At 36.2% G+C, this 20,458-nt stretch carries 22 protein-coding genes; 14 read left to right on the top strand and 8 right to left on the bottom strand.

The features are described from left to right. Positions 1-20 precede the first annotated feature (20 nt). Both recX and MKX66_RS17345 read left to right on the top strand, forming a co-directional pair. The gene (recX, locus tag MKX66_RS17350) at positions 21-833 is read left to right on the top strand and encodes a recombination regulator RecX (protein ID WP_002029629.1); all 813 of its coding nucleotides are present in this window, start codon (positions 21-23) and stop codon (positions 831-833) included. Positions 834-842: 9 nt separating this feature from the next. Further along, positions 843-1,160, top strand: a complete 318-nt coding sequence (locus tag MKX66_RS17345; RefSeq protein WP_002029631.1) for a YfhH family protein — start codon at positions 843-845, stop codon at positions 1,158-1,160. A gap of 64 nt (positions 1,161-1,224) precedes the next feature. Here MKX66_RS17345 and MKX66_RS17340 read toward each other — a convergent pair whose 3' ends face one another. Next, positions 1,225-1,377 (bottom strand): YpzG family protein, encoded by a 153-nt coding sequence (locus MKX66_RS17340; protein ID WP_002010325.1) that lies wholly within the window; start codon positions 1,375-1,377, stop codon positions 1,225-1,227. Positions 1,378-1,409: 32 nt separating this feature from the next. Then, on the bottom strand, positions 1,410-1,568 hold the full coding sequence (locus MKX66_RS17335) for a small, acid-soluble spore protein K (RefSeq protein WP_002010326.1): 159 nt from the start codon (positions 1,566-1,568) through the stop codon (positions 1,410-1,412). Between the two features lie 122 nt (positions 1,569-1,690). Between MKX66_RS17335 and MKX66_RS17330 the strand changes: the two genes are divergently transcribed. Continuing rightward, complete coding sequence (locus MKX66_RS17330) at positions 1,691-1,957, top strand: YfhJ family protein (protein WP_002010328.1); 267 nt, start codon at positions 1,691-1,693, stop codon at positions 1,955-1,957. A 24-nt stretch (positions 1,958-1,981) separates the two neighbouring features. On the opposite strand, the gene MKX66_RS17325 is transcribed toward MKX66_RS17330, so the two are convergent. Next, positions 1,982-2,962 carry a metal-dependent hydrolase gene (locus MKX66_RS17325; RefSeq protein ID WP_002029634.1) on the bottom strand — a complete coding sequence of 327 codons (981 nt, stop codon included), beginning with the start codon at positions 2,960-2,962 and terminating at the stop codon, positions 1,982-1,984. Positions 2,963-3,111: 149 nt separating this feature from the next. Here MKX66_RS17325 and mutY point away from each other — a divergent pair, with 149 nt between their 5' ends. Then, a complete protein-coding gene (gene mutY / locus MKX66_RS17320) occupies positions 3,112-4,209 on the top strand; it encodes an A/G-specific adenine glycosylase (protein WP_002091125.1) in 1,098 nt (365 codons plus the stop codon). A 240-nt stretch (positions 4,210-4,449) separates the two neighbouring features. Here mutY and MKX66_RS17315 read toward each other — a convergent pair whose 3' ends face one another. Continuing rightward, positions 4,450-4,626 (bottom strand): hypothetical protein, encoded by a 177-nt coding sequence (locus MKX66_RS17315; protein WP_002091123.1) that lies wholly within the window; start codon positions 4,624-4,626, stop codon positions 4,450-4,452. 125 nt (positions 4,627-4,751) lie between these two features. Between MKX66_RS17315 and MKX66_RS17310 the strand changes: the two genes are divergently transcribed. The 4 genes from MKX66_RS17310 (at position 4,752) to MKX66_RS17295 (ending at position 8,141) form a co-directional block, all read left to right on the top strand. Further along, on the top strand, positions 4,752-5,033 hold the full coding sequence (locus tag MKX66_RS17310) for a gamma-type small acid-soluble spore protein (protein ID WP_002125062.1): 282 nt from the start codon (positions 4,752-4,754) through the stop codon (positions 5,031-5,033). A gap of 188 nt (positions 5,034-5,221) precedes the next feature. Further along, positions 5,222-5,476 carry a YgaB family protein gene (locus MKX66_RS17305; protein ID WP_002010338.1) on the top strand — a complete coding sequence of 85 codons (255 nt, stop codon included), beginning with the start codon at positions 5,222-5,224 and terminating at the stop codon, positions 5,474-5,476. 319 nt (positions 5,477-5,795) lie between these two features. Beyond that, positions 5,796-6,326 carry a nucleoside tri-diphosphate phosphatase gene (gene ntdP, locus MKX66_RS17300; RefSeq protein WP_000506630.1) on the top strand — a complete coding sequence of 177 codons (531 nt, stop codon included), beginning with the start codon at positions 5,796-5,798 and terminating at the stop codon, positions 6,324-6,326. A 54-nt stretch (positions 6,327-6,380) separates the two neighbouring features. Continuing rightward, the gene (locus MKX66_RS17295) at positions 6,381-8,141 is read left to right on the top strand and encodes an ABC transporter ATP-binding protein (protein WP_002091119.1); all 1,761 of its coding nucleotides are present in this window, start codon (positions 6,381-6,383) and stop codon (positions 8,139-8,141) included. A 13-nt stretch (positions 8,142-8,154) separates the two neighbouring features. On the opposite strand, the gene MKX66_RS17290 is transcribed toward MKX66_RS17295, so the two are convergent. The 3 genes from MKX66_RS17290 to hemL all read right to left on the bottom strand — a co-directional run bounded on the left by MKX66_RS17290 (position 8,155) and on the right by hemL (position 15,451). Further along, complete coding sequence (locus MKX66_RS17290) at positions 8,155-9,243, bottom strand: aromatic acid exporter family protein (RefSeq protein ID WP_002063696.1); 1,089 nt, start codon at positions 9,241-9,243, stop codon at positions 8,155-8,157. A 269-nt stretch (positions 9,244-9,512) separates the two neighbouring features. Then, on the bottom strand, positions 9,513-13,949 hold the full coding sequence (locus MKX66_RS17285) for a glutamate synthase-related protein (protein ID WP_341086800.1): 4,437 nt from the start codon (positions 13,947-13,949) through the stop codon (positions 9,513-9,515). A 203-nt stretch (positions 13,950-14,152) separates the two neighbouring features. Continuing rightward, positions 14,153-15,451, bottom strand: coding sequence for a glutamate-1-semialdehyde-2,1-aminomutase (gene hemL, locus MKX66_RS17280; RefSeq protein WP_002010346.1), 1,299 nt, complete (start codon positions 15,449-15,451; stop codon positions 14,153-14,155). A gap of 127 nt (positions 15,452-15,578) precedes the next feature. Here hemL and MKX66_RS17275 point away from each other — a divergent pair, with 127 nt between their 5' ends. The 6 genes from MKX66_RS17275 to perR all read left to right on the top strand — a co-directional run bounded on the left by MKX66_RS17275 (position 15,579) and on the right by perR (position 19,873). Further along, positions 15,579-16,592 (top strand): ABC transporter ATP-binding protein, encoded by a 1,014-nt coding sequence (locus tag MKX66_RS17275; protein ID WP_002010347.1) that lies wholly within the window; start codon positions 15,579-15,581, stop codon positions 16,590-16,592. Further along, entirely contained in the window at positions 16,585-17,376 is a 792-nt protein-coding gene (locus MKX66_RS17270; protein WP_002140292.1) for an ABC transporter permease, read from the top strand. The genes MKX66_RS17275 and MKX66_RS17270 overlap by 8 nt, the downstream gene beginning before the upstream one ends. A 4-nt stretch (positions 17,377-17,380) precedes the next feature. Beyond that, positions 17,381-18,166 carry an ABC transporter permease gene (locus MKX66_RS17265; RefSeq protein WP_002091114.1) on the top strand — a complete coding sequence of 262 codons (786 nt, stop codon included), beginning with the start codon at positions 17,381-17,383 and terminating at the stop codon, positions 18,164-18,166. Positions 18,167-18,238: 72 nt separating this feature from the next. Further along, positions 18,239-18,643 (top strand): potassium channel family protein, encoded by a 405-nt coding sequence (locus MKX66_RS17260; RefSeq protein WP_002091112.1) that lies wholly within the window; start codon positions 18,239-18,241, stop codon positions 18,641-18,643. Between the two features lie 44 nt (positions 18,644-18,687). After that, positions 18,688-19,143, top strand: a complete 456-nt coding sequence (gene bcp / locus MKX66_RS17255) for a thioredoxin-dependent thiol peroxidase (RefSeq protein ID WP_061674649.1) — start codon at positions 18,688-18,690, stop codon at positions 19,141-19,143. A gap of 301 nt (positions 19,144-19,444) precedes the next feature. Further along, positions 19,445-19,873: a peroxide-responsive transcriptional repressor PerR gene (perR, locus tag MKX66_RS17250; RefSeq protein ID WP_000237831.1), complete on the top strand. Its 429-nt coding sequence runs from the start codon at positions 19,445-19,447 to the stop codon at positions 19,871-19,873. Between the two features lie 203 nt (positions 19,874-20,076). On the opposite strand, the gene MKX66_RS17245 is transcribed toward perR, so the two are convergent. Then, complete coding sequence (locus tag MKX66_RS17245; RefSeq protein ID WP_044444349.1) at positions 20,077-20,433, bottom strand: YgzB family protein; 357 nt, start codon at positions 20,431-20,433, stop codon at positions 20,077-20,079. Positions 20,434-20,458: the final 25 nt, after the last annotated feature.

Genomic DNA, 20,458 nt, shown 5'->3' with positions numbered 1-20,458 from the left:
AATAATAGAGAGGTGAGAGTATGACTGTCATTACAAAAATAGAAGTGCAAAAACGATCGAAAGAACGATTTAATATTTATATTGATAAAGGTCAAGGCGAAGAGTACGGGTTTAGTGTGAATCAATCAATCTTAATGAAACATGGGTTACAAAAAGGCTTAGAAATTGATGAAGTAGCGTTAGGGAATATTTTGTACAATGAAGAGGTACAAAAAGCATATTTACAAGCGATTTCCTATTTATCCTATCAAATGAGAACAAAACAAGAAATAGAAGATTTCTTACGAAAAAAAGAAGTGGGACAGGCCATCATCTCTGAAGTCGTTTCGAAATTATTACATGATCGATATATTAATGATAAAGAGTACGCTATTTCATACGTGCGAACGCAAAGTAATGTGAATCAAAAAGGTCCAACTGTTATTAGGAGAGGGCTATTAAGTAAAGGTGTTCAGGATTTAATCATTACACATAGTTTACAAGAGTATCCAAAGGAGAAGCAAATGGAGAATGCTTTGTTTCTTATAGAAAAGAAGAAAAAATCTTATCAAAAGCATTCATTTTTACAAATGAAGCTAAAGTTAGATGAAATGCTTGTTCGTAAAGGATATTCTAGAGATGTGATTCAAATTTGCTTGGAAGAATTGAAAGACGAAAAAGATGACGAACAGCAACAAGAAGCGTTACACTATCATGGGAATAAGTATTATGAGAAATATAAGAAGTATGATGGTTGGACATTCGAAAATAAGGTGAAGCAAGCGTTATATCGAAAAGGATTCTCTATTGATGAGATAGATATATTTTTACAAATGAAACGTGAAGAGGGATGAGGAAATAAGATGGGTACGCCAAAACGCTACAGTGAAATGACACCACATGAGTTAAGGGAAGAAATTGGGGTTTTGAAGGAGCAAGCAGTAAAGGCTGAGCAACTTGGAATTGTAAATGAATTCGATGTATTAATGAGAAAAATGGCTATGGCTCGTGCTTATATGATAGATATAAATAAATTCCATATTGGTGAGACATATGAATTAGTAGAAGAACCTGGTGTGGTATTTAAAATTACGTATTTCAATGGGGTATTTGCTTGGGGATATAAGCAAAATGATAATGAAGAGATTGGAATACCAATTTCCTTGCTGCAGGAAAAATAAAAACCAGAGAGTGAATATCTCTCTGGTTTTCATCTTTGGTAGGCGTTAAAGGAGATAGGAGATTCTAAAATTGGCGTTTTTTACATTCGTTTGCCAGTATAATGAGAGACTGGGTTTGTTGCGTCTGTCCATTAACTTGCGCTTTCGCATGTTTTGGACGAGTCCACGTATGGTTAAATAATTCAGAACGACGATCTAAATGGTCACGGTAGCTCATCTTTATCACCTCGTGTAGGAATTTAATTTGTACTACTCTTCCTGCTGATTTGCAGCACGCATACGCTCTTGTGGGTGCGTGTTAATTGTGCCGTTAGGTCGTTTCGAAGCGAAGCGTGATTTCGCTTTCGGTTGACCGTCGATTTTGCTGTTGTTTTTTGACTCAGACCAAAATTCGGCTTGTCTACCCATTAAGAACGCCCCCTCACTATCAGTCGATACCCCTTTAAGAAGTATCACTTATAGAATGTGCAAAATAGAAGAAACTATCCTTTAGAAATTAAGGGAATAAATAGGTAAAAGGAGAATAGAACATGAATGATATTTATGAAACATTAACGAAAGAATTATTAGATAAAAATGACAACCTTTCTTACGCACAAGCTCGTGCATGGGTTGAATTATTGTGGGAAGACTTCCGAACAACTTATGCTAAATCAGGTCGTTACCAAGGTGAGGAAATGACTGAACAAGTGGTACGAACATGGGTTAATAATCATGGAGGGCGCCTTCATGAAATGCGTACAAATAATCCGAAGTATAGCCATTTAATCAATCAAGAAGATCATTTGAAACATTAAAAAAAGCGACGTAGGTCGCTTTTTTTAATGTGGAAGCAATTCCAGTTTCTTTCGAAGTTTCTCTTCGCTGAAAATCCATCCTGTATATGAACTAATAATATTTAAATTTTGATCGAGCTGAACGATTGCGACGAATGGATAATAATCTTTACTTCGATACCGCAAATCAATAAATCGAACTTCATAATAGTTATCATAATCGAAAATATCCCAGCGATATACAGGCGAGAAAGATAAGAAAGCAGATATATTTTCATCTCGCACAGCGGCTTGCATAATGGCGGTATTCGGGAACAGTACGCGATCGAATTTATCGTATACAAGGATGTTACCGCGGTGCCATCTTGCGACGTAGTAATGTTCAGTTGTAACGACGGCTAAATGATAATGATAAAATTTGTAAGAAGGAGAAATAATTACTTTCTCTACATTTTTGAAACGTTTGTATACTACACTTTTAATATTTCGATGCATCATAATGCGGCCGATATAGTAAACAAACATTAATATATACGCTGCTAAAGCAGTATAGCCTTTATGTGCTCCGACAAGCATACAGGCGATAGCAAGTATATGGATAAAGAAAATGACAGTATCAAACGTATTAATTATGCCGAGCGCTACCCATTTTTTTGTGAAGGGCCTTAATGCCTGTGTACCATAGGCATTGAAAATATCCACAAAGACATGAAGAAAGACGGCAATAAATGACCAAAGTAGTAGATGCAGATAGGGAGCGTCTGAAAAGAAGGCGAAAGAGATGCCACTTATAAGGAGTGACCAAAGGATCACTGCAGGGATGGAATGAGTAATCCCGCGATGATTTCTTATATATTTAGCGTTATTACGCAATTTTAAAACTGTATCGATGTCAGGAATATTGGAACCGGCAATTGTTGCAAGCATCACTGCTTGTGGCCCAATATCACTTTGTGCTATAGCTGGATCTAATGTGGCCAAACTGCCTAGAGTAACGCCCATAACAAGGTGAGTGGCTGTGTCCATAGAAATCCACCTCCGTTTTTTATTAATGTAACTCTTTTTATTCGATACCTCAAGTCCTTTGCCTTCTATTTCCTATGTCATCTTACTTAAATTTTTTCCTAAAATCTTTATAATAGTACGTATATGCAAAAAAATGAGGGGGATCAAGTTTGACACTTGAAATATTAAATGAGTTTAACATAGAACAGTTTCAAAATGATTTAATTGGTTGGTTTGAAAAAGAACAACGTGATTTACCGTGGCGAAAAAATAAAGATCCATACCGTGTTTGGGTTTCAGAAATTATGTTACAGCAAACAAGGGTAGAGGCTGTAAAACCATATTACGCAAATTTTATGGGGAAGTTTCCTACGCTTGAAGCGCTAGCAACTGCCGATGATGAAGAAGTATTAAAAGCATGGGAAGGCTTAGGTTATTATTCTAGAGCACGAAATTTACATGCTGCAGTAAAAGAGGTAAAAGAAGTATACGGCGGGACAGTACCGAGCGATGTAAAGAAAATTGAAAAATTAAAAGGAGTGGGACCATATACAAAAGGTGCCATTTTAAGTATTGCATATGGCATACCAGAGCCAGCGGTTGATGGAAATGTTATGCGCGTATTATCTCGTATTTTATCAGTGTGGGATGATATTGCAAAACCGAAAACGAGAAAAGTTTTTGAAGAGATTGTGCGTGAAATTATTTCTATAGAAAATCCATCTTATTTTAACCAAGGTTTGATGGAATTAGGGGCATTAATTTGTATACCGAAAAATCCATCTTGTTTACTTTGTCCTGTACGTGAACATTGCAGAGGGTATGCTGAAGGTGTTCAAAAAGAACTACCAGTGAAGAGTAAAGCGAAAGCACCTACAATGGTACCGCTCGTTGCGGGAGTACTTCAAACTGAAGATGGCCGTTACGTAATTAATAAACGCCCAAGTACGGGATTACTGGCTAATATGTGGGAGTTCCCGAATATTGAACTAAGTGAAGGTATTCGTAATCAAAAACAACAGCTTACGGATTATATGAAGGAGAGCTTTGATCTCTCTGTTTCTATTGATGAATACGCGATGAATGTACAACATACTTTTACACATCGTACTTGGGATATCTTCATATTTTACGGAAAAGTAACAGGTAATATTGTCGAAACGGATACATTAAAGTTTGTATCGAAAGAAGCGTTTGAACAGTTACCTTTCTCGAAATCACATCGTACAATTTACGAAAAGTGTGTTGAGAAAATTACAATGCAGTAAAGTGAAACTTTAATCAGTGGGGGTTTTCTTCATCCCCCACTGATTATTAGCCCTCACCAATCGGGCTTTTATGGGCAGCCCGACCCCAACCTAACTTCTTTGCTTTCGCTGCATTTTGAGGTGGGGTCTTACTGCCCGGCAAATAGCGGGATAAATAATAAAAAACGTGTTCCAGAACTTTGGAACACGTTTTTTTATATTGAAAATAAATTTGTATTTTGAGGTTGAAAATCCACGCGTTTATAATCCGCCCCGTGACTCGATTTCTTTCACAACTTCTTTATAAATCGTTTGTCCCTCTACATTTAGATAAGGCATAATTTGCTGAAATGAATGATGAAAATAAGCTAATTCATCCTCTTTCCATTCATTTTTGGAAATCATAGTTAGCTCAGTCATATCACGTCCAGTATACATATTCCCACCTCCATCATATGTAGTTTGAATGAGTGATAAGAGATATATACGTGAATTTTTAAAAAGAAAATTAGGGATAACTTCTAAGTGAATTGGTTACATTATTGATTGTGGAGGTGAGAAAGATGAGTAAAAAACAACAAGGTTATAATAAGGCAACTTCTGGTGCTAGCATTCAAAGTACAAATGCTAGCTATGGTACAGAGTTTGCAACTGAAACGAATGTACAAGCAGTAAAACAAGCGAACGCACAATCAGAGGCACAGAAAGCACAAGCTTCTGCTGCTCAAAGTGCAAATGCTAGTTATGGTACAGAGTTTGCAACTGAAACAGATGTGCATGCAGTGAAAAAACAAAATGCACAATCAGCTGCAAAACAATCACAATCTTCTAGTTCAAACGAGTAATGAAAGAAAAACACTTCTCCAATTCGAGAGAAGTGTTTTCTTTGTGTGCGTGTCACTGTAATGAAAATAAAGGGAACGACATAACTTCTAATAAGTCAACAAATATAGTCAAAGGAGAAAGAAGTTCACGATTAGAAAATATGTAATAGGAATTATAAATGGCGAATGAATTAAAAAGGGGGTAAGTGATGAACGATTTTGATAAGTTGGTAGGAGAGCAGTTGGAAACGATGGATGAGCTTTTAAAGTTACAATCACATTTAGAGAAGTATCAGCAAATTGAAATGAGTGGAAGGGATACGTGCGATAAAAAAGAATTGCATTTTATCCGTCAAGAAATATACAGAACAGAAATAGCATTAAAACTTTTGCATGAAAAATTTGAACAGCAAACGAATAATGTGATTCAATCTTTTGAAACCGAAAAAATAATTTCAAATTAAGGGTGAGATATGTTGTTGATTTTAGGTGAAAAGTCCTTTCTTAAACAGAGGTGAGGGGGCTTTTCTTTTTGTTATATCTTCGTTTAATCTTCTAAAATACGTATTGCTAATTCATAGGAAATGTTCCTTCGTTAAAAGGGTTAGTGATGGGGTATTCAATAATACAAACTTCATTATATTCCTCATGAAAACAAGTGTCCTATCGCTTTAGTTTTAAAATTTTGACAAAAAAGTTATAATAGAAAAAAAGTGAATGCAGTTCAAGGGGTAGTTAAGACAACTTAAGAAAAGCATTTGCGGTTGAAAGAAGGGAGCATATATGGGATTTCCCAAAGAAGGAGAAAAGGTACAAATACATAGTTATAAACATAATGGCTCCATTCATAGAATGTGGGAAGAGACAACAATTTTAAAAGGGACGCAGAGCCTTGTGATCGGAGCAAATGATCGTACAGTAGTTACGGAATCAGATGGTCGAACATGGGTTACTCGCGAACCTGCGATTTGTTACTTCCATGCTAATTATTGGTTTAATGTAATTGGAATGCTGAGAGAAGAAGGAGTATATTATTATTGTAATTTAAGTTCTCCTTTTGCATATGACTCTGAAGCATTAAAGTATATTGATTACGACTTAGACATTAAAGTGTACCCAGATATGACATATACACTTTTGGATGAAGATGAGTATGAAAAGCATAGTCAAATCATGCAGTATCCACCTGTTATTGATACAATTTTAAAACGAAATGTAGCACATTTAACACAGTGGATTCATCAAAGAAAAGGTCCATTCGCACCGGATTTCGTAGATATGTGGTACGAAAGATATTTAATGTACAGAAATTAAAACAAACCTGCAGGGAATTTCCCGGCAGGTTTGTCCTATTAGAGGGGGGATTATGTGCAAGGTATAAAAAGATATTTACAATTTGTTAAACCATATCGATGGCTTATTGCTATTACAATTATTATTGGTCTTGTGAAGTTCGGTATCCCGCTTATTATGCCATGGTTATTAAAGTATATTATTGATGATGTTATTCAAGGCACGGGATCGCTTCAAGAAAAAACGTCTCAATTAATAACCGCAATTGGGATTGCTTTTTTTATTTTTGCAGTAGTAAGACCGCCGATAGAATATTATCGTCAATATTTCGCGCAGCGCATTGCCAATACAATACTATACGATTTACGAAAATACATTTTTGGGCACTTGCAAAAATTAAGCTTACGTTATTATTCGAACACAAAAACAGGGGAGCTTATTTCACGTGTAATCCATGATGTAGAACAAACGAAGGACTTTGTAATTACTGGTCTTATGAATGTCTGGTTAGATACTGCAACAATTGTTATTGCCATTATCGTTATGTTTTCTATGAATATAAAATTAACCTTTGTTGCTTTATTAATCTTACCTATTTATGTAGTTGCAGTGAAATATTTTTTCGGGCGCCTTCGAAAATTGACGAAAGAGCGCTCGCAAGCGCTAGCAACTATGCAAGGGTATTTACATGAACGTATTCAAGGGATGCAAGTGACACGTAGTTTTGCATTAGAAGAGTATGAAAGAGGACAGTTTGAAAAGAGAAATAATGAATTTTTAACGAAAGCACTAACTCATACGAGTTGGACGGCGAGAACGTTTTCGGTAGTGAATACGTTAACGGATTTAGGGCCGTTACTTGTTATTGGTTTTGCGGCATATGAGGTAATTCAAGGGTCGTTAACACTGGGTACGATGGTTGCTTTTGTTGGATATATGGATAGTTTATATAGTCCGCTTCGTCGCCTTGTTAATTCATCTACAACATTAACACAGTCTTTCGCCTCGATGGATCGAGTGTTTGAATTGTTGGATGAAAAATACGATATTGTTAATGTGCCAAATGCGGTGCAAACGAAAAGGCTAGATGGGGAAGTTATATTTGATAATGTTTCTTTTCGTTATAATGCGGATGAAAAAGAAATATTGCATAATCTGTCATTAACTATGCGCCCGGGAGAGAAGGTTGCGCTTGTAGGGGCAAGCGGAGGAGGAAAGTCATCTCTTGCTAGTTTAATTCCGCGTTTTTACGATGTTTCTGAAGGTGCAGTTTATATAGACGGGATAGATGTAAGAAAGTATAATATGAGAAATTTACGTAGTCATATTGGAATTGTGCTACAAGATAATTTATTATTTAGCGATACAATCGGGGCTAATATTTTATATGGCAATCCGAAAGCTACAGAGGCGGAAGTGATTTCAGCTGCCAAAGCTGCACAAATTCATAATTTTATTACAGAGTTGCCAGAGGGCTATGATACTGTCGTTGGGGAACGTGGTGTGAAATTATCTGGTGGACAAAGACAGCGTGTAGCAATCGCACGGGTTTTTCTAAAGAATCCGTCTTTACTTATATTAGATGAAGCAACTTCCGCTTTAGATTTAGAAAATGAACGATATATTCAAGAGGCACTGCAAACGTTAGCTGCAGATCGGACAACAATTATTATTGCACATCGATTAGCGACGATTACGCATGTTGATACAATTATTTATGTTGAAGATGGTGAAATAAAAGAAAAGGGTTCTCATGAAGAGTTAATGAAAAAGAGGGGATTTTATTACAATCTATATCAACTTCAGCATATAACAGAAACAGCTCCTTTAGCGTAAAAGGAGCTGTTTTTTATTCGTCTTCTTTTTTATCTTCGATTTGGAGTTCGCTTTCTGGTTTATGGTATGTGTAGAAGCTATCCACAAGTAAATCTAAATGCTCTACTTCCTCACTGTAGTTAATAATTGAAGAAATAAGAGGGAAGAGGTGTAACCATATTTTATATGCTTCCTCATCGTCTTTATTTTGATAATCCATAAAGATATCAATCAATTCTTGTTTACCGGTTTCAACTTCATCAAGCATCTCAACGGATTGTTGTTTCTTTGCTTTACCAATAAATTTTAATAACACTTGTTCGTGATAATGCGTTAATGAATCAAGTTCGTTTTGAATAGATTCCTGAAACTCTTCTGGCATATAGCGCAGTTCATTTTCGGTGCGATGTAATGATTTTAACGTGCTTAAAGCGCGGCTTGTTGTCGCTAACATTTGTCTGAATAAAACGAGCTTACGAATTTTCGCGAATTGTATTTTTTTCGTATAGCTTCTTTCTTCTTTATACAGCAAATAGTAATGATTTAGTTTAATCATTTTTTCTTTCATGCGATCAATATCGGTTTTTAGCGTTGTAAAATCAGAAGCTTGCCTACTGTTCATACGAATCCATTTAACAATTTCCTCTGTATTATCAACGATGCGATGGTAAAGTTTTGTTTCATATTTTGGCGGCATAAATACTAAATTCACAAGCGAAGCCGCAATAATTCCAATCATAATCGTCGCGAATCGAAGTAAGGCAAAATTAAAGAAATCTTCGCCTTGATACTCCATAATGGCGATAACTGTTACTAAAGCGAGTGATATTGTTTTTTCTAAGCGTAATTGTAAAGTAAGAGCAATTACTAATATACACGTTAATCCAATAATAAAAGGATTATGTCCAAAAGCAGTAGCAAATACGATAGCGAATACAGCACCAATTACGTTTGCTTGAATTTGCTCAAGAGCAGTTAAATACGAGCGGTATACAGACGGTTGAACAGCAAAGATAGCTGAGATTCCCGCAAATACAGGACTCGGTAATTGAAGTAAAATACAAGCAAATAAAGCTAATGTAATGGCAATACCCGTTTTTAAAATGCGAGCACCAAGTTTCATACCCTTATTGATATCCTTTCTCTTGTCATAATGAATGTACAACATGATACTATACATTCATTACAATATGTTAGCAAGTGATATTTTAGTGACGTTAAAAAGTTTAATAAATAAATTACAATCAATTTATAATTTCTCCAAATTCTCTTTAAACATCTATTCTTTAATAAAAAAACCTGCTGAATTTCAGCAGGTTTCAAATTGTTATTCTAGATTACTATGCGATGCTCGCTTCGTCAATTTTTTTATGAAAATAAATATTGTACATATCATTCAGTTGAAATAGATGGATCCGCCTGTTCTTTTTTCGGGATAATTTCATAGAAGTGAAGCTGGATATCATCTAATAATGGTGTTAACAAAGCGACTTCTTCATATTGTTCGTGCTCATTTAATACACGAATGTAGTCTAATAATAATTCATTCACATCTTGCAAACCATTTTTACTAATTGGCTGCAATGTTACATTTGCACCTTTAGCAATTCTTCTTTTTAAAGCGTGCTCTGTTAAACCTAAGTTTGGCTCATGATGTAAATAAACAACACCACCAGTCATGCCGGCACAAATCCATGGACCAGGATCTCCTAAAACAAGAGCGCGACCATTTGTCATATATTCAAAAGCAAATCCTTTTATATTAGAATATACTCCGATATTTCCTTGTTCTTTTTCGCGGAGTGGTTTTGTAATTCTGCCTCCAATTATCATATCTGCTCCAGAAAGGCGAATGCCAGCACGAGCATCAGCGTTACCTTGCACGTATAATGCACCTTTTTGAGCACCGTATCCAAATCCTTTTCCGACAGAACCGTTATAATATGTTCCATCTGTTCCTTTTGCTTTCGTTATATAAATGCCACCGCCAAATGAAGTTTTTCCAATTCCATCTTGCGCGCCACCATTTACGTGTATAAATAAGTTCTCGCTATTGTACGCGCCTAATCCGTTTCCGGGAACAGATCCGTTTGTATACTTTAATGTAAGTGGTTCAAGATGAGTGTTTTCATATAATTTGCTACGAATACGATAACAGGATTCTAGACCGCCCATTACGCGTTGCTCTACGCCGACGCTTACTAATTCTTTTGACTGGAGAGAATTTGTTGTTTCAAATTGTTTTTCTTGTACAGATGCCGTTATTTTCACAGATGAATCTTCTATCGTTTGTATTAAATTACGTAAGTCTAATAAGTCCTTGCCTCGAGTTTGTTCTAATAAATCCGATCGTCCGATAATATCTTGTAAGTTTGTGTAACCAAGCTGCCCTGTTAAACGTTTCAATTCTGTACCGAAAGTAGTGAATAGGCTTAATAGCCCTGTAACTGCGCTTTCTAATTCACGTGGAACGAAACGGCGCAGTCCATGTTCTTTCGCTTGAGCTTCAGATTCAATTTGTGTTGCAATTCCGACGTGGCACGTATCAAGATGACAACCACGGCAAGTTGTACAGCCAATTGCAATCATTGATAATGTGCCAAATCCGATCCGGTTTGCTCCGAGGAGCATGATTTTTAAGGCGTCATTTACACTTCGAATACCACCATCTGCCCAAATCTCTACTTTATGTCTCATATTTGCTTCTAGTAACGCATTGTGAGCAGCTTTAACACCAATCTCTACAGGAAGACCAACATGTTGCAATGCGTGAATACGCGCAGCACCTGTTCCGCCATCAAATCCACTAATGTTAATAAAGTCAGCGCCAGCTTTTGCGATACCGACAGCAATTGTTCCTATGTTAGGAACGACAGGAACTTTTACAGCTACTTTTGCAAGATGATTAGCCGTTTTAATTTCTGTAATCATTTGAGCCAAGTCTTCAATTGAATAAATATCATGGTTGTTGGAAGGTGAAATTAAATCCGAACCAATTGTAGCATTACGTGCTTCCGCAATTTTGGCAGTCACTTTTGAACCAGGCAAATGTCCACCTTCACCAGGCTTTGCTCCTTGACCTATTTTAATTTCAATTAAATTTGATGAATTTAGTAGTTCGGCGTTTACTCCAAATCGGCCAGATGCAACTTGTTGTCCGCGTGTATGTGGGTACTTACCAATCATATCTTTAATTTCGCCGCCTTCACCGTTCAAACTAATCATATTTAGCTGATCGGCAGCTTCTGCATACGCGCGAAAGGCAATTTCATTTTGAGAACCAAATGACATGGAACTAATAATAAATGGTAAATCATGATTGTGAATGCCGATGGACACTTCTTCAGTCGGAACTACATGCTGTGCTTGTTTTGTTTGAACAAGGTGCCTGATTGCGATGGGAGTGTTTTCTTCTAATTCACTTAACTTGTCGCGGTAATCATCATAAGAGTTTCCTTTTGCAACATCACCAATTGCTTTCCAAATCCGCGGGAATATATGAAATGATTTTCGCATTCTAACTTTTGGATTGTTAAAATCCTCAGCTCGAATTTTTGCATCTTCAGCAAGTGATTCAAGTGAAAAAGCTAAATTATTTGAACCGCAGAAGTTTGTAATTTGTAATATATTTGCGACTTCCTCATGTAATCCAATAGAGGAGAAGAGGCGACCGTAACCGCGTAATTCATGAATTCCAATCGTTGAAATTACTTTCTCTAGTCCTTTATTAAGTGCGGTATACAAATTAGTAATTGGTACTTTTGTTTCATCATTTACCGTTGCGAACAATAAATATGGATTAATACTATCTGCCCCTAATCCGTATAGCGTGACGATATCGTGTAAGGAGCGAAGGGCACCGGAACGTATAACGAGAGAGCATTTCCGGCGTAATTTATTTTCAGTTAATGCTTGATGTACTTTAGCAGTAACTAAATGTGGGTCAATCCATAACAGTTCATTTTGATGAGATTTAGCGTCATCTAATAATAGTAGGGAAGCACCATTTTTAACGGCTGCTATCGCTTCGGAACTAATTCGATTTAATGCGATTTGTAGAGTTTCTGATGGACTAAATGTAATAGAAATTGTAGAGACAGAGCTATGAGTAATGAATAGCTGTATAAGTTGTTCGTACGTAATCGTGTGTAAGTCTGCCGCGATAGATTGAGCTAAATTCCCTTCTAAAATAATGGGTGAAAGCATCTCGATTACAAATGGTTGTTTAGAGTTATCTAATAAACCCGGACGCTCTCCGAGTACAGTACGTGTGGAGAAGTGTTCAACTTCTCGATCGCGATCGATTGCTGGATTTGTAACAACGGCTACACTTTCCTTAATGAAATCAGCAATATTTCGTCTATCTGTATCAAGTGCGGCAAGTGGTGAGTCATGCCCAAGTGACCGAATTGGTTCGACGCCTTTTGTCGCCATTTGTTCAAGGAGCTGAATATGTTCTCGATCCCAGCCAAAAGCGACGTATTGATTCGTTTCAACTTGAACCGAAGCACATAATCCCTCAGTTTCTTTCGTTTCAGGGATAGATAAGTTTACATGATAATTGGTAACATCGATTCGTTTCTTAAAACGGTTATATACTTCAATTTGATAATTGTCGTATTCATAGAGAACGAGCTCATCTTGTTGATTCCATTTTAATCCAACTTTTTCTCCAGGAGCGAGTGGTTTCGGCTCTGCTACATATTCAGTTGGTGATACAACTCCAGGTTCAGAAGAGAAAATATAGGAGCTCTCTGTCTCTACTTTCCAAACTGGGCGTAATCCAAGGGAATCGACACTGAAAACAGCTTCATCTTTATAACGTGAAATAATACCAGCTGGACCTTGTGCGAAATGCCCCCAAGCCTCACGTATATAAGTGTATAAGTTTTGTAAGTTTGTTTCGTAAAGTTTTATTTCATTAATAATTGGTGGAAATAATATATCCATTGCTTCAAATAAACTGTAGTTATACTGAACGAGAAGGGTTTCTAAGGTGCGGTTTAAATCTTGGGAATCACTGCCCCCGGCAGTAAGTGGTACATTAATCATTTCAGCTTGATCGCGTAATTTTGCAATCGTGTTAATTTCGCCATTATGCCCGAGAATGCTAAATGGTTGTACACGAAAAAAATTAGATAACGTATTAGTAGAATAGCGATTATGTCCTAGTGTCATAGTTGAAGCGATAAGTGGGTGTTGTAAATCATTGTAATAAGCAACGAGTGTATCGCCAGCACCGAGAACTTTATATACAACATGTTCATGACTTAATGAGGCAACATGAATTGCTTCATTTTCTTCGATTTTTATTGTTACAGAAAATAATGTTTGTTCAATATTTTTAACTTCACTTTCGGCGATAAGGGCAATTTGCCAAAATAAAGGTTCTTCTTGTTTACCAAGAGGACCGAGTGCATCTGAGTTTATTACATCATCATTTTCGAGAACAATTGTAAAGCTTTCATTGTTTAGTTGCGTACGAATGTAATCTTTTAACTCAGCAATGTTTTCTTTTTTGTTTAGAAAAAAATGTCCAACGATAAAGTGGGGATGATCCACAATCGTTGGATTATATCCGCTACTTTTCAGTTTTTCATTCCAAAGTGCTTTTGGCATGTCGATATGAATTCCGATACCATCTCCTTCGCCATTAATGAAACCAGCTCTATGATTCATTTTGACTAGCGATTGTATACAAAGATCGATGTTTTCTTTTGTAGGAATTCTTCGTTTTTCCATAACGGAAACGATTCCACACGCATCGTGTTCTGCATTTTTATAATTCCGAAATAAAGACGGTGTCCATTTATTTTTTTTGTTGAGCATCCGTCAATCCCCCCTCTGGAAAATGATTTTTGAATAATCTTACTATTTAAGGCATGAACTGCCTTGTATACATGGATAGTAAGGATATAAAAGAATATAAAACAGATAATTATGAATAATTATACTATTAATGAGGGATTTATGAAATAGAAAAAAGGAAAAAAGAAAGATGGGCTTTCTTTTTTCCTTTTGTAATGAAGAGATTATTTATTGTTCGCTAGGGTAGAAAATGCTCTGCCAACAGCTTCAATTGTATATTCAATATCTTCTTTTGTATGTTCTGTCGTTAAGAACCATGCTTCATATTTAGAAGGTGCTAAATTAATACCTTCTTGAAGCATCAGCTTGAAGAATCTACCGAACATTTCACCATCTGTATTTTTGGCTGCATCGTAATCTTCAATTGTATTTGTTGTGAAGTATACAGTTAATGCACCCTTTAGACGGTTTACTGTAATATCGATGTTATGTTTTGTAGCTTGATCTAAAATTCCTTTTTCAAGCATTGCGCCAAGTGCATCTAATTTCTCGTATACGCCTTCTTGTTGAAGTACTTCTAGGCAGGCAATCCCTGATGCCATAGAAGCAGGGTTCCCAGCCATTGTACCAGCTTGGTATGCAGGACCGAGCGGTGCAACTTGTTCCATAATTTCTTTCTTACCACCGTAAGCACCAATTGGAAGTCCACCGCCGATAACTTTACCAAGTGCTGTTAAATCTGGGGTTACGCCAAGTAAGTCTTGAGCGCCGCCATACATAAAGCGGAAAGCAGTAATAACTTCATCATAAATTACTAGTGCACCAGCTTCGTGAACAAGTTCGTTAACTTTTTCAAGGAAGCCAGGTTTTGGCTCAACAATACCGAAGTTTCCAACGATTGGCTCTACAAGGATAGCTGCTACTTCATGTCCCCATTTATCTAACGCTTCTTTTAAAGTTTCTACATTATTAAATGGAACAGTAATAACTTCTTGAGCGATACTTTGTGGCACACCCGCTGAATCAGGAATTCCAAGAGTAGAAGGACCCGAGCCAGCTGCTACAAGTACTAAATCGGAATGACCGTGGTAACAACCAGCGAATTTCATAATTTTTGTGCGGCCAGTGTAAGCACGAGCAACACGAATGGTTGTCATAACGGATTCTGTACCAGAGTTCACGAAGCGGACTTTATCTAAAGCGGGCATTGCTTCTTTTAACATTTTTGCGAATTTTACTTCTAATGCTGTTGGTGTACCGTATAGTACGCCGTTTTCAGCCGCTGTTTTAATTGCTTCTGTCACGTGTGGGTGAGCATGTCCAGTAATAATAGGGCCATACGCTGCTAAATAATCGATATATTTATTTCCATCTACATCCCAGAAATAAGCACCTTTTCCGCGTTCCATTGCAACAGGAGAACCGCCTCCAACTGCTTTAAAAGAACGGGAAGGACTATTAACACCACCAACGATATGTTCTAAAGCTTCTTTATGTAACGCTTCTGATTTTGTGAAATTCACTACAATTCATCTCCTTACAAAAATCTATGTATTATTCTAACATGTTTTTTGAAAAGACGTATTGTTTGTGATAGAAGGAGCAGTTGGGTAAACTATTCGTTGTGACATTTAGGAAGGGGGTCCGATTATGAAATCGGTAATTGAGGTACAAGGGTTACGTAAAGAGTTTACAGCTTATTCAAGTCGTCCGGGATTAAAGGGTGCATTTCGCGATTTATTAAATCGTAATTATAAAATAGTACCAGCAGTAAATGATGTTTCTTTTACTGTAAAGCAAGGTGAAATGGTTGGTTATATTGGTGAGAATGGTGCTGGTAAATCAACGACGATTAAAATGCTTACAGGGATTTTGACTCCGACATCAGGACAAATTACAGTGAATGGAATGAATCCACACAAACAGAGAGAAGAATTTGTAAGAACAATCGGCGTTGTGTTTGGTCAGCGTTCCCAGCTTTGGTGGGACATTGCTGTACAAGAATCATTTCGTTTATTGAAGAAAGTGTACGGTGTATCAGACGCTCAGTATAAGGAACATATGGAACATGTTATTGAAACGTTAGATATCGGTCCTTTGTTAGATAAACCGGTACGGAAATTATCTCTTGGTCAAAGAATGCGTTGTGAATTGGCAGCGGCGTTAATTCATAATCCGCCGTTATTATTTTTAGATGAGCCAACAATTGGACTAGATGTTCTTGTGAAATTGAAAATACGAGAATTCTTAAAAGAGATGAATGAACGTTATAAAACAACAATTTTATTAACGACACATGATATTACTGATATTGAAGCTTTATGTGAACGCGTCATCATGCTTGATGAAGGAAATATTATGTATGACGGATCTTTAGATAATCTTCGTACGCAGTGGGGAGTAGAGAAGGAAATACATTTTCAGTTTGTTGCCCCAGTTTCATACCAGGAGTTATCAATGGTTATGCCAGATAGCCATGTTGTTTGGTTAAAAGCGAAAGAAGAAAACGCATGGGTTGCAAAAATACCGAATGAAGAAGTTATCATTTCTATGTTGATTTCTAAAGTAGTACAAGCCTTTCAAATTAAAGATTTGAAAATTAACGAAGTGTCTACAGAGGAAATTATTCGTAACATTTATGAAGAAGGTATTATGCATGGGTAAGTATATTGAAATGATTCGGATTCGCTTTTTAATGATGCTTGCTTATCGTACAAATTATTACAGCGGGATTTTAATTTATACGATTAACATTGGTGCGTATTATTTTTTATGGCAAGCAATTTATAGCGGGAAAGAGAATATTGAAAGTTTATCTATTTCGCAAATGACTACGTATATTGCGATCGCATGGATGGCACGCGCTTTTTATTTCAATAATATAGATAGAGAAATTGCGATGGAAATTCAAGAAGGACGTGTGGCGGTAGAGCTAATTCGTCCATATAACTATTTAGGTATGAAAGTTATGCAAGGGCTTGGAGAAGGGATATTTCGTTTTGCTTTCTTTTCAATTCCGGGTATGGTTATTGTTACGTTATTATTTTCATTACAAATTACAACAAATTTTCAAACGTGGTTATATTTCTTCTTATCTTTAATATTTAGTTTTATCATTAATACACAAATAAATTTAATGACAGGAATGCTTACATTCTTCTTATTTAATAATAGTGGAATTATGTATGCGAAACGTGTTGTTATCGATTTATTTTCTGGTTTATTATTACCGATTAGTTTTTATCCGTTATGGGCCCAAAAAGCAATGGTGTTTTTACCGTTTCAAGCAATTAGTTATATTCCGAGTATGATTTTCTCTGAAGGTATACAAGGAAATAAGTTATATGAAGCTTTATTATTTCAAGTGATTTGGGCAATTATACTTATTATTCCAATTGTACTGATGTGGAAAACGGCGAGAAAACGTCTAATCGTACAAGGGGGATGACGAGATGATATATATAAAATTATTTTTGCAATATGCAAGTCAATATATAAAAACAAAATTGGAGTATCGTGGCGATTTTATCGTCGGATTACTTTCAGATTTATCACTACAAGCTGTTAATTTAATCTTCATTCTCGTTGTGTTTGGGCATACCCAAGCACTAAAAGGGTGGAGCCGAGAAGAAGTAATCTTTATTTATGGTTTCTTTTTAGTACCGTTTGCCATTTTTTCAGCTTTCTTTAATATATGGGATTTTAATGATCGTTACATTATTAAAGGAGAAATGGATCGTATATTAACGAGACCGATTCATAGTTTATTTCAAATTATATTAGAAAGAATGGAACTTGAATCTTTAATTGGAGCCATTACGGGGATTATTGTGATGGGTTATGCAGCAATGGAGCTGCAATTATCTTTTTACTGGTATGATTTCTTCTTATTCCTACTTATGGTAGGGGGAGGGGCACTTGTGTACGGCGGGATATTTGTTACGCTTGCAAGTCTTGGCTTTTGGTCGGATGCGAAAAGTTCCATTATGCCGCTTATGTATAACATAGGGAATTATGGACGCTACCCTGTTGATATTTATAACCGTGTTATTGGCTTTGTTTTAACGTTTGTTTTACCGTTTGCATTTGTTGGGGTATATCCAGCAGCATACTTTTTAAGAAAAACAGAGTGGAATAGCTATGCTTTCGCAACGCCAATTGTCGGTGTTATCTGTTTTACTATTGCAATTACCCTCTGGAATCAAGGGGTTAAACGATATCGTGGTGCGGGGAATTAATTATAGAAGCTTGTTCGTTTCTAAGGGATAAATCAGCTATAGTCCTCATACATATAAACTGAGGTGGAGGACATGTTATGGGGATTTATTCTATTAATTGCGGCAATCGCTATTTTGAGAAGTGTCCAATTATTATGGAGTTCATATTCAAATTCCAATCGTTTCTTTTCGCTGTACAATTTAGCTACGTTGTTTTTAATTTATACAACGGTACTGATTGCGTTTGGATTAAGCTATGTTGTGCTAGAGGAAATGGGTTTTGCGGTTTTAAAAGAAGATGGGGATAGGCTAAGTGCTCATTCCTTTCAACTCGTTGAAATATGTTTATATTTTAGCGCGGTTACTTTATTGTCCGTTGGATATGGTGATATAGCTCCGATTGGAATCGGAAGATGGATTGCAATTGGAGAAGCACTAATTGGATATACATTACCGTTTGCTTTTGTGGTAAGGACTGTAATGGACAATGAAAAATAAGGTAGCATTTGTTATAGTAATAGAAAAGAAAAGGAGTGATAACAATGATCACAGTAGGAGAAATAGCACCGGAATTCACATTAGAGGGAAGTACCGGAGAACAAATTCGCTTAGCTGACTTCCGAGGTAAAAATGTAGTTTTATATTTTTACCCGAAAGATATGACTCCAGGGTGTACAACCGAAGCATGTGATTTTCGTGATGCATATGGATTATTCCAAGAGAAGGACACGGTCATCCTTGGTGTAAGTCCTGATTCGGTGAACAGACATATGAAATTCATCGAGAAGCATGAGCTTCCATTTGTACTTTTAGTAGATGAAGATCATAAAGTAGCAGAATTGTACGATGTTTGGAAGCTGAAAAAGAACTTCGGAAAAGAGTACATGGGAATTGAGCGTTCTACATTCCTTATTAATAAAGACGGTGAGCTTGTAAATGAGTGGCGTAAAGTGAAAGTGAAAGGGCATATTGAGGATGTTCTTTCTTATATAAAATAAATCTATATTAATGAGGAGAAAAAATACATATGTAAGGCATGCGTCTATACATATTTTCTTGCGATACATAAAGTGAAAGTGTAGGGCATACCTCCTCAGATGATAGTATTCCAAGTGCGATTATGTCGCACTTTTTTCTATGTAAATGTATAGGGAATGGGGGAAGATACATAAGAATAAGGCTATATACGAAAATAAACCACATACTTATAGTAGAAATATTGACGATTTATAAGAAAAAGAGTACACTCTTTATAAGAATTATAAAATAATAATCCGTATAGAATCGGGGTGCATGACGGTGGTCAAAGAAGAATTAAAAGAAGCGCTAGAAATGCTGAAAAATACGGGTGTACGCATTACTCCACAGCGTCATGCTATTTTAGAGTACCTTGTGGAATCTATGACGCACCCAACAGCGGATGACATTTATAAAGCATTAGAAGGTAAGTTTCCAAATATGAGTGTTGCAACTGTCTATAATAACTTACGTGTGTTTAAAGAAGTTGGACTTGTAAAGGAATTAACTTATGGGGATGCTTCAAGTAGATTTGATTATGTTACAAGTCAACATTATCATGTGATTTGCGAAAAATGTGGTAAGATTGTTGATTTTCCTTATGGAGGATTGGAACAGCTTGAAGAGGAAGCTGCAAAAACGACAGGCTTCGTTATTAATAGTCATCGCTTAGAAATTTATGGCGTTTGTCCAGAGTGTCATAAGGCGTAATATATAATAAAAAGAAAGAGGCTGACGGCTATACGTCGACCTCTTTCTTTATTATATATGGGAATCGTGTTAGACTCATGAGGATTTAAAATGTTAAGTGAAGAATCAAATTTAATAAGAACAAATACAAGAGGTGATTTCTTAGTTAAGAAATCACCTTTTTAATGAGATGAAACTTCTTTAGTTTTGTAAGCTCCATATACCTATGATTTATAACTCTTCTTATTATATTTCTCATCAAATTCTTTTCCTTCTAGATTTCGATCAAGTGTTAAAGGTTGATTGCAATGCATACATGCGTCGACACGACCGAGCATTTTTGTTGGTTTATCGCAGCTTGGACAAATAATTTGTATCGTTTTTGTAGATAACATACCAATCCAAAAGTAAACAACAGTGCTAGCGATGACAGCTAAAAAACCAACCATCATAAAGGTTGTCATAATAATGATGTTTTCGCGAAAAAAGACACCTAAGTATGCAATGAAGAGGCCGATAAATACTAAACTCAATGCAAAGGTTCGGATTTTATTGATTTTGTTCGAATATTTAATGCTCATTCTCACCACGCTCCTATAATAATAA

It is taken from the genome of Bacillus sp. FSL R9-9530 (assembly GCF_038008145.1).
GTDB classification, from domain to species: Bacteria; Bacillota; Bacilli; order Bacillales; family Bacillaceae_G; genus Bacillus_A; species Bacillus_A mycoides.
Note: the sequence above shows the minus strand (reverse complement) of the source record. Positions and strands in the feature narration are given on the sequence as shown.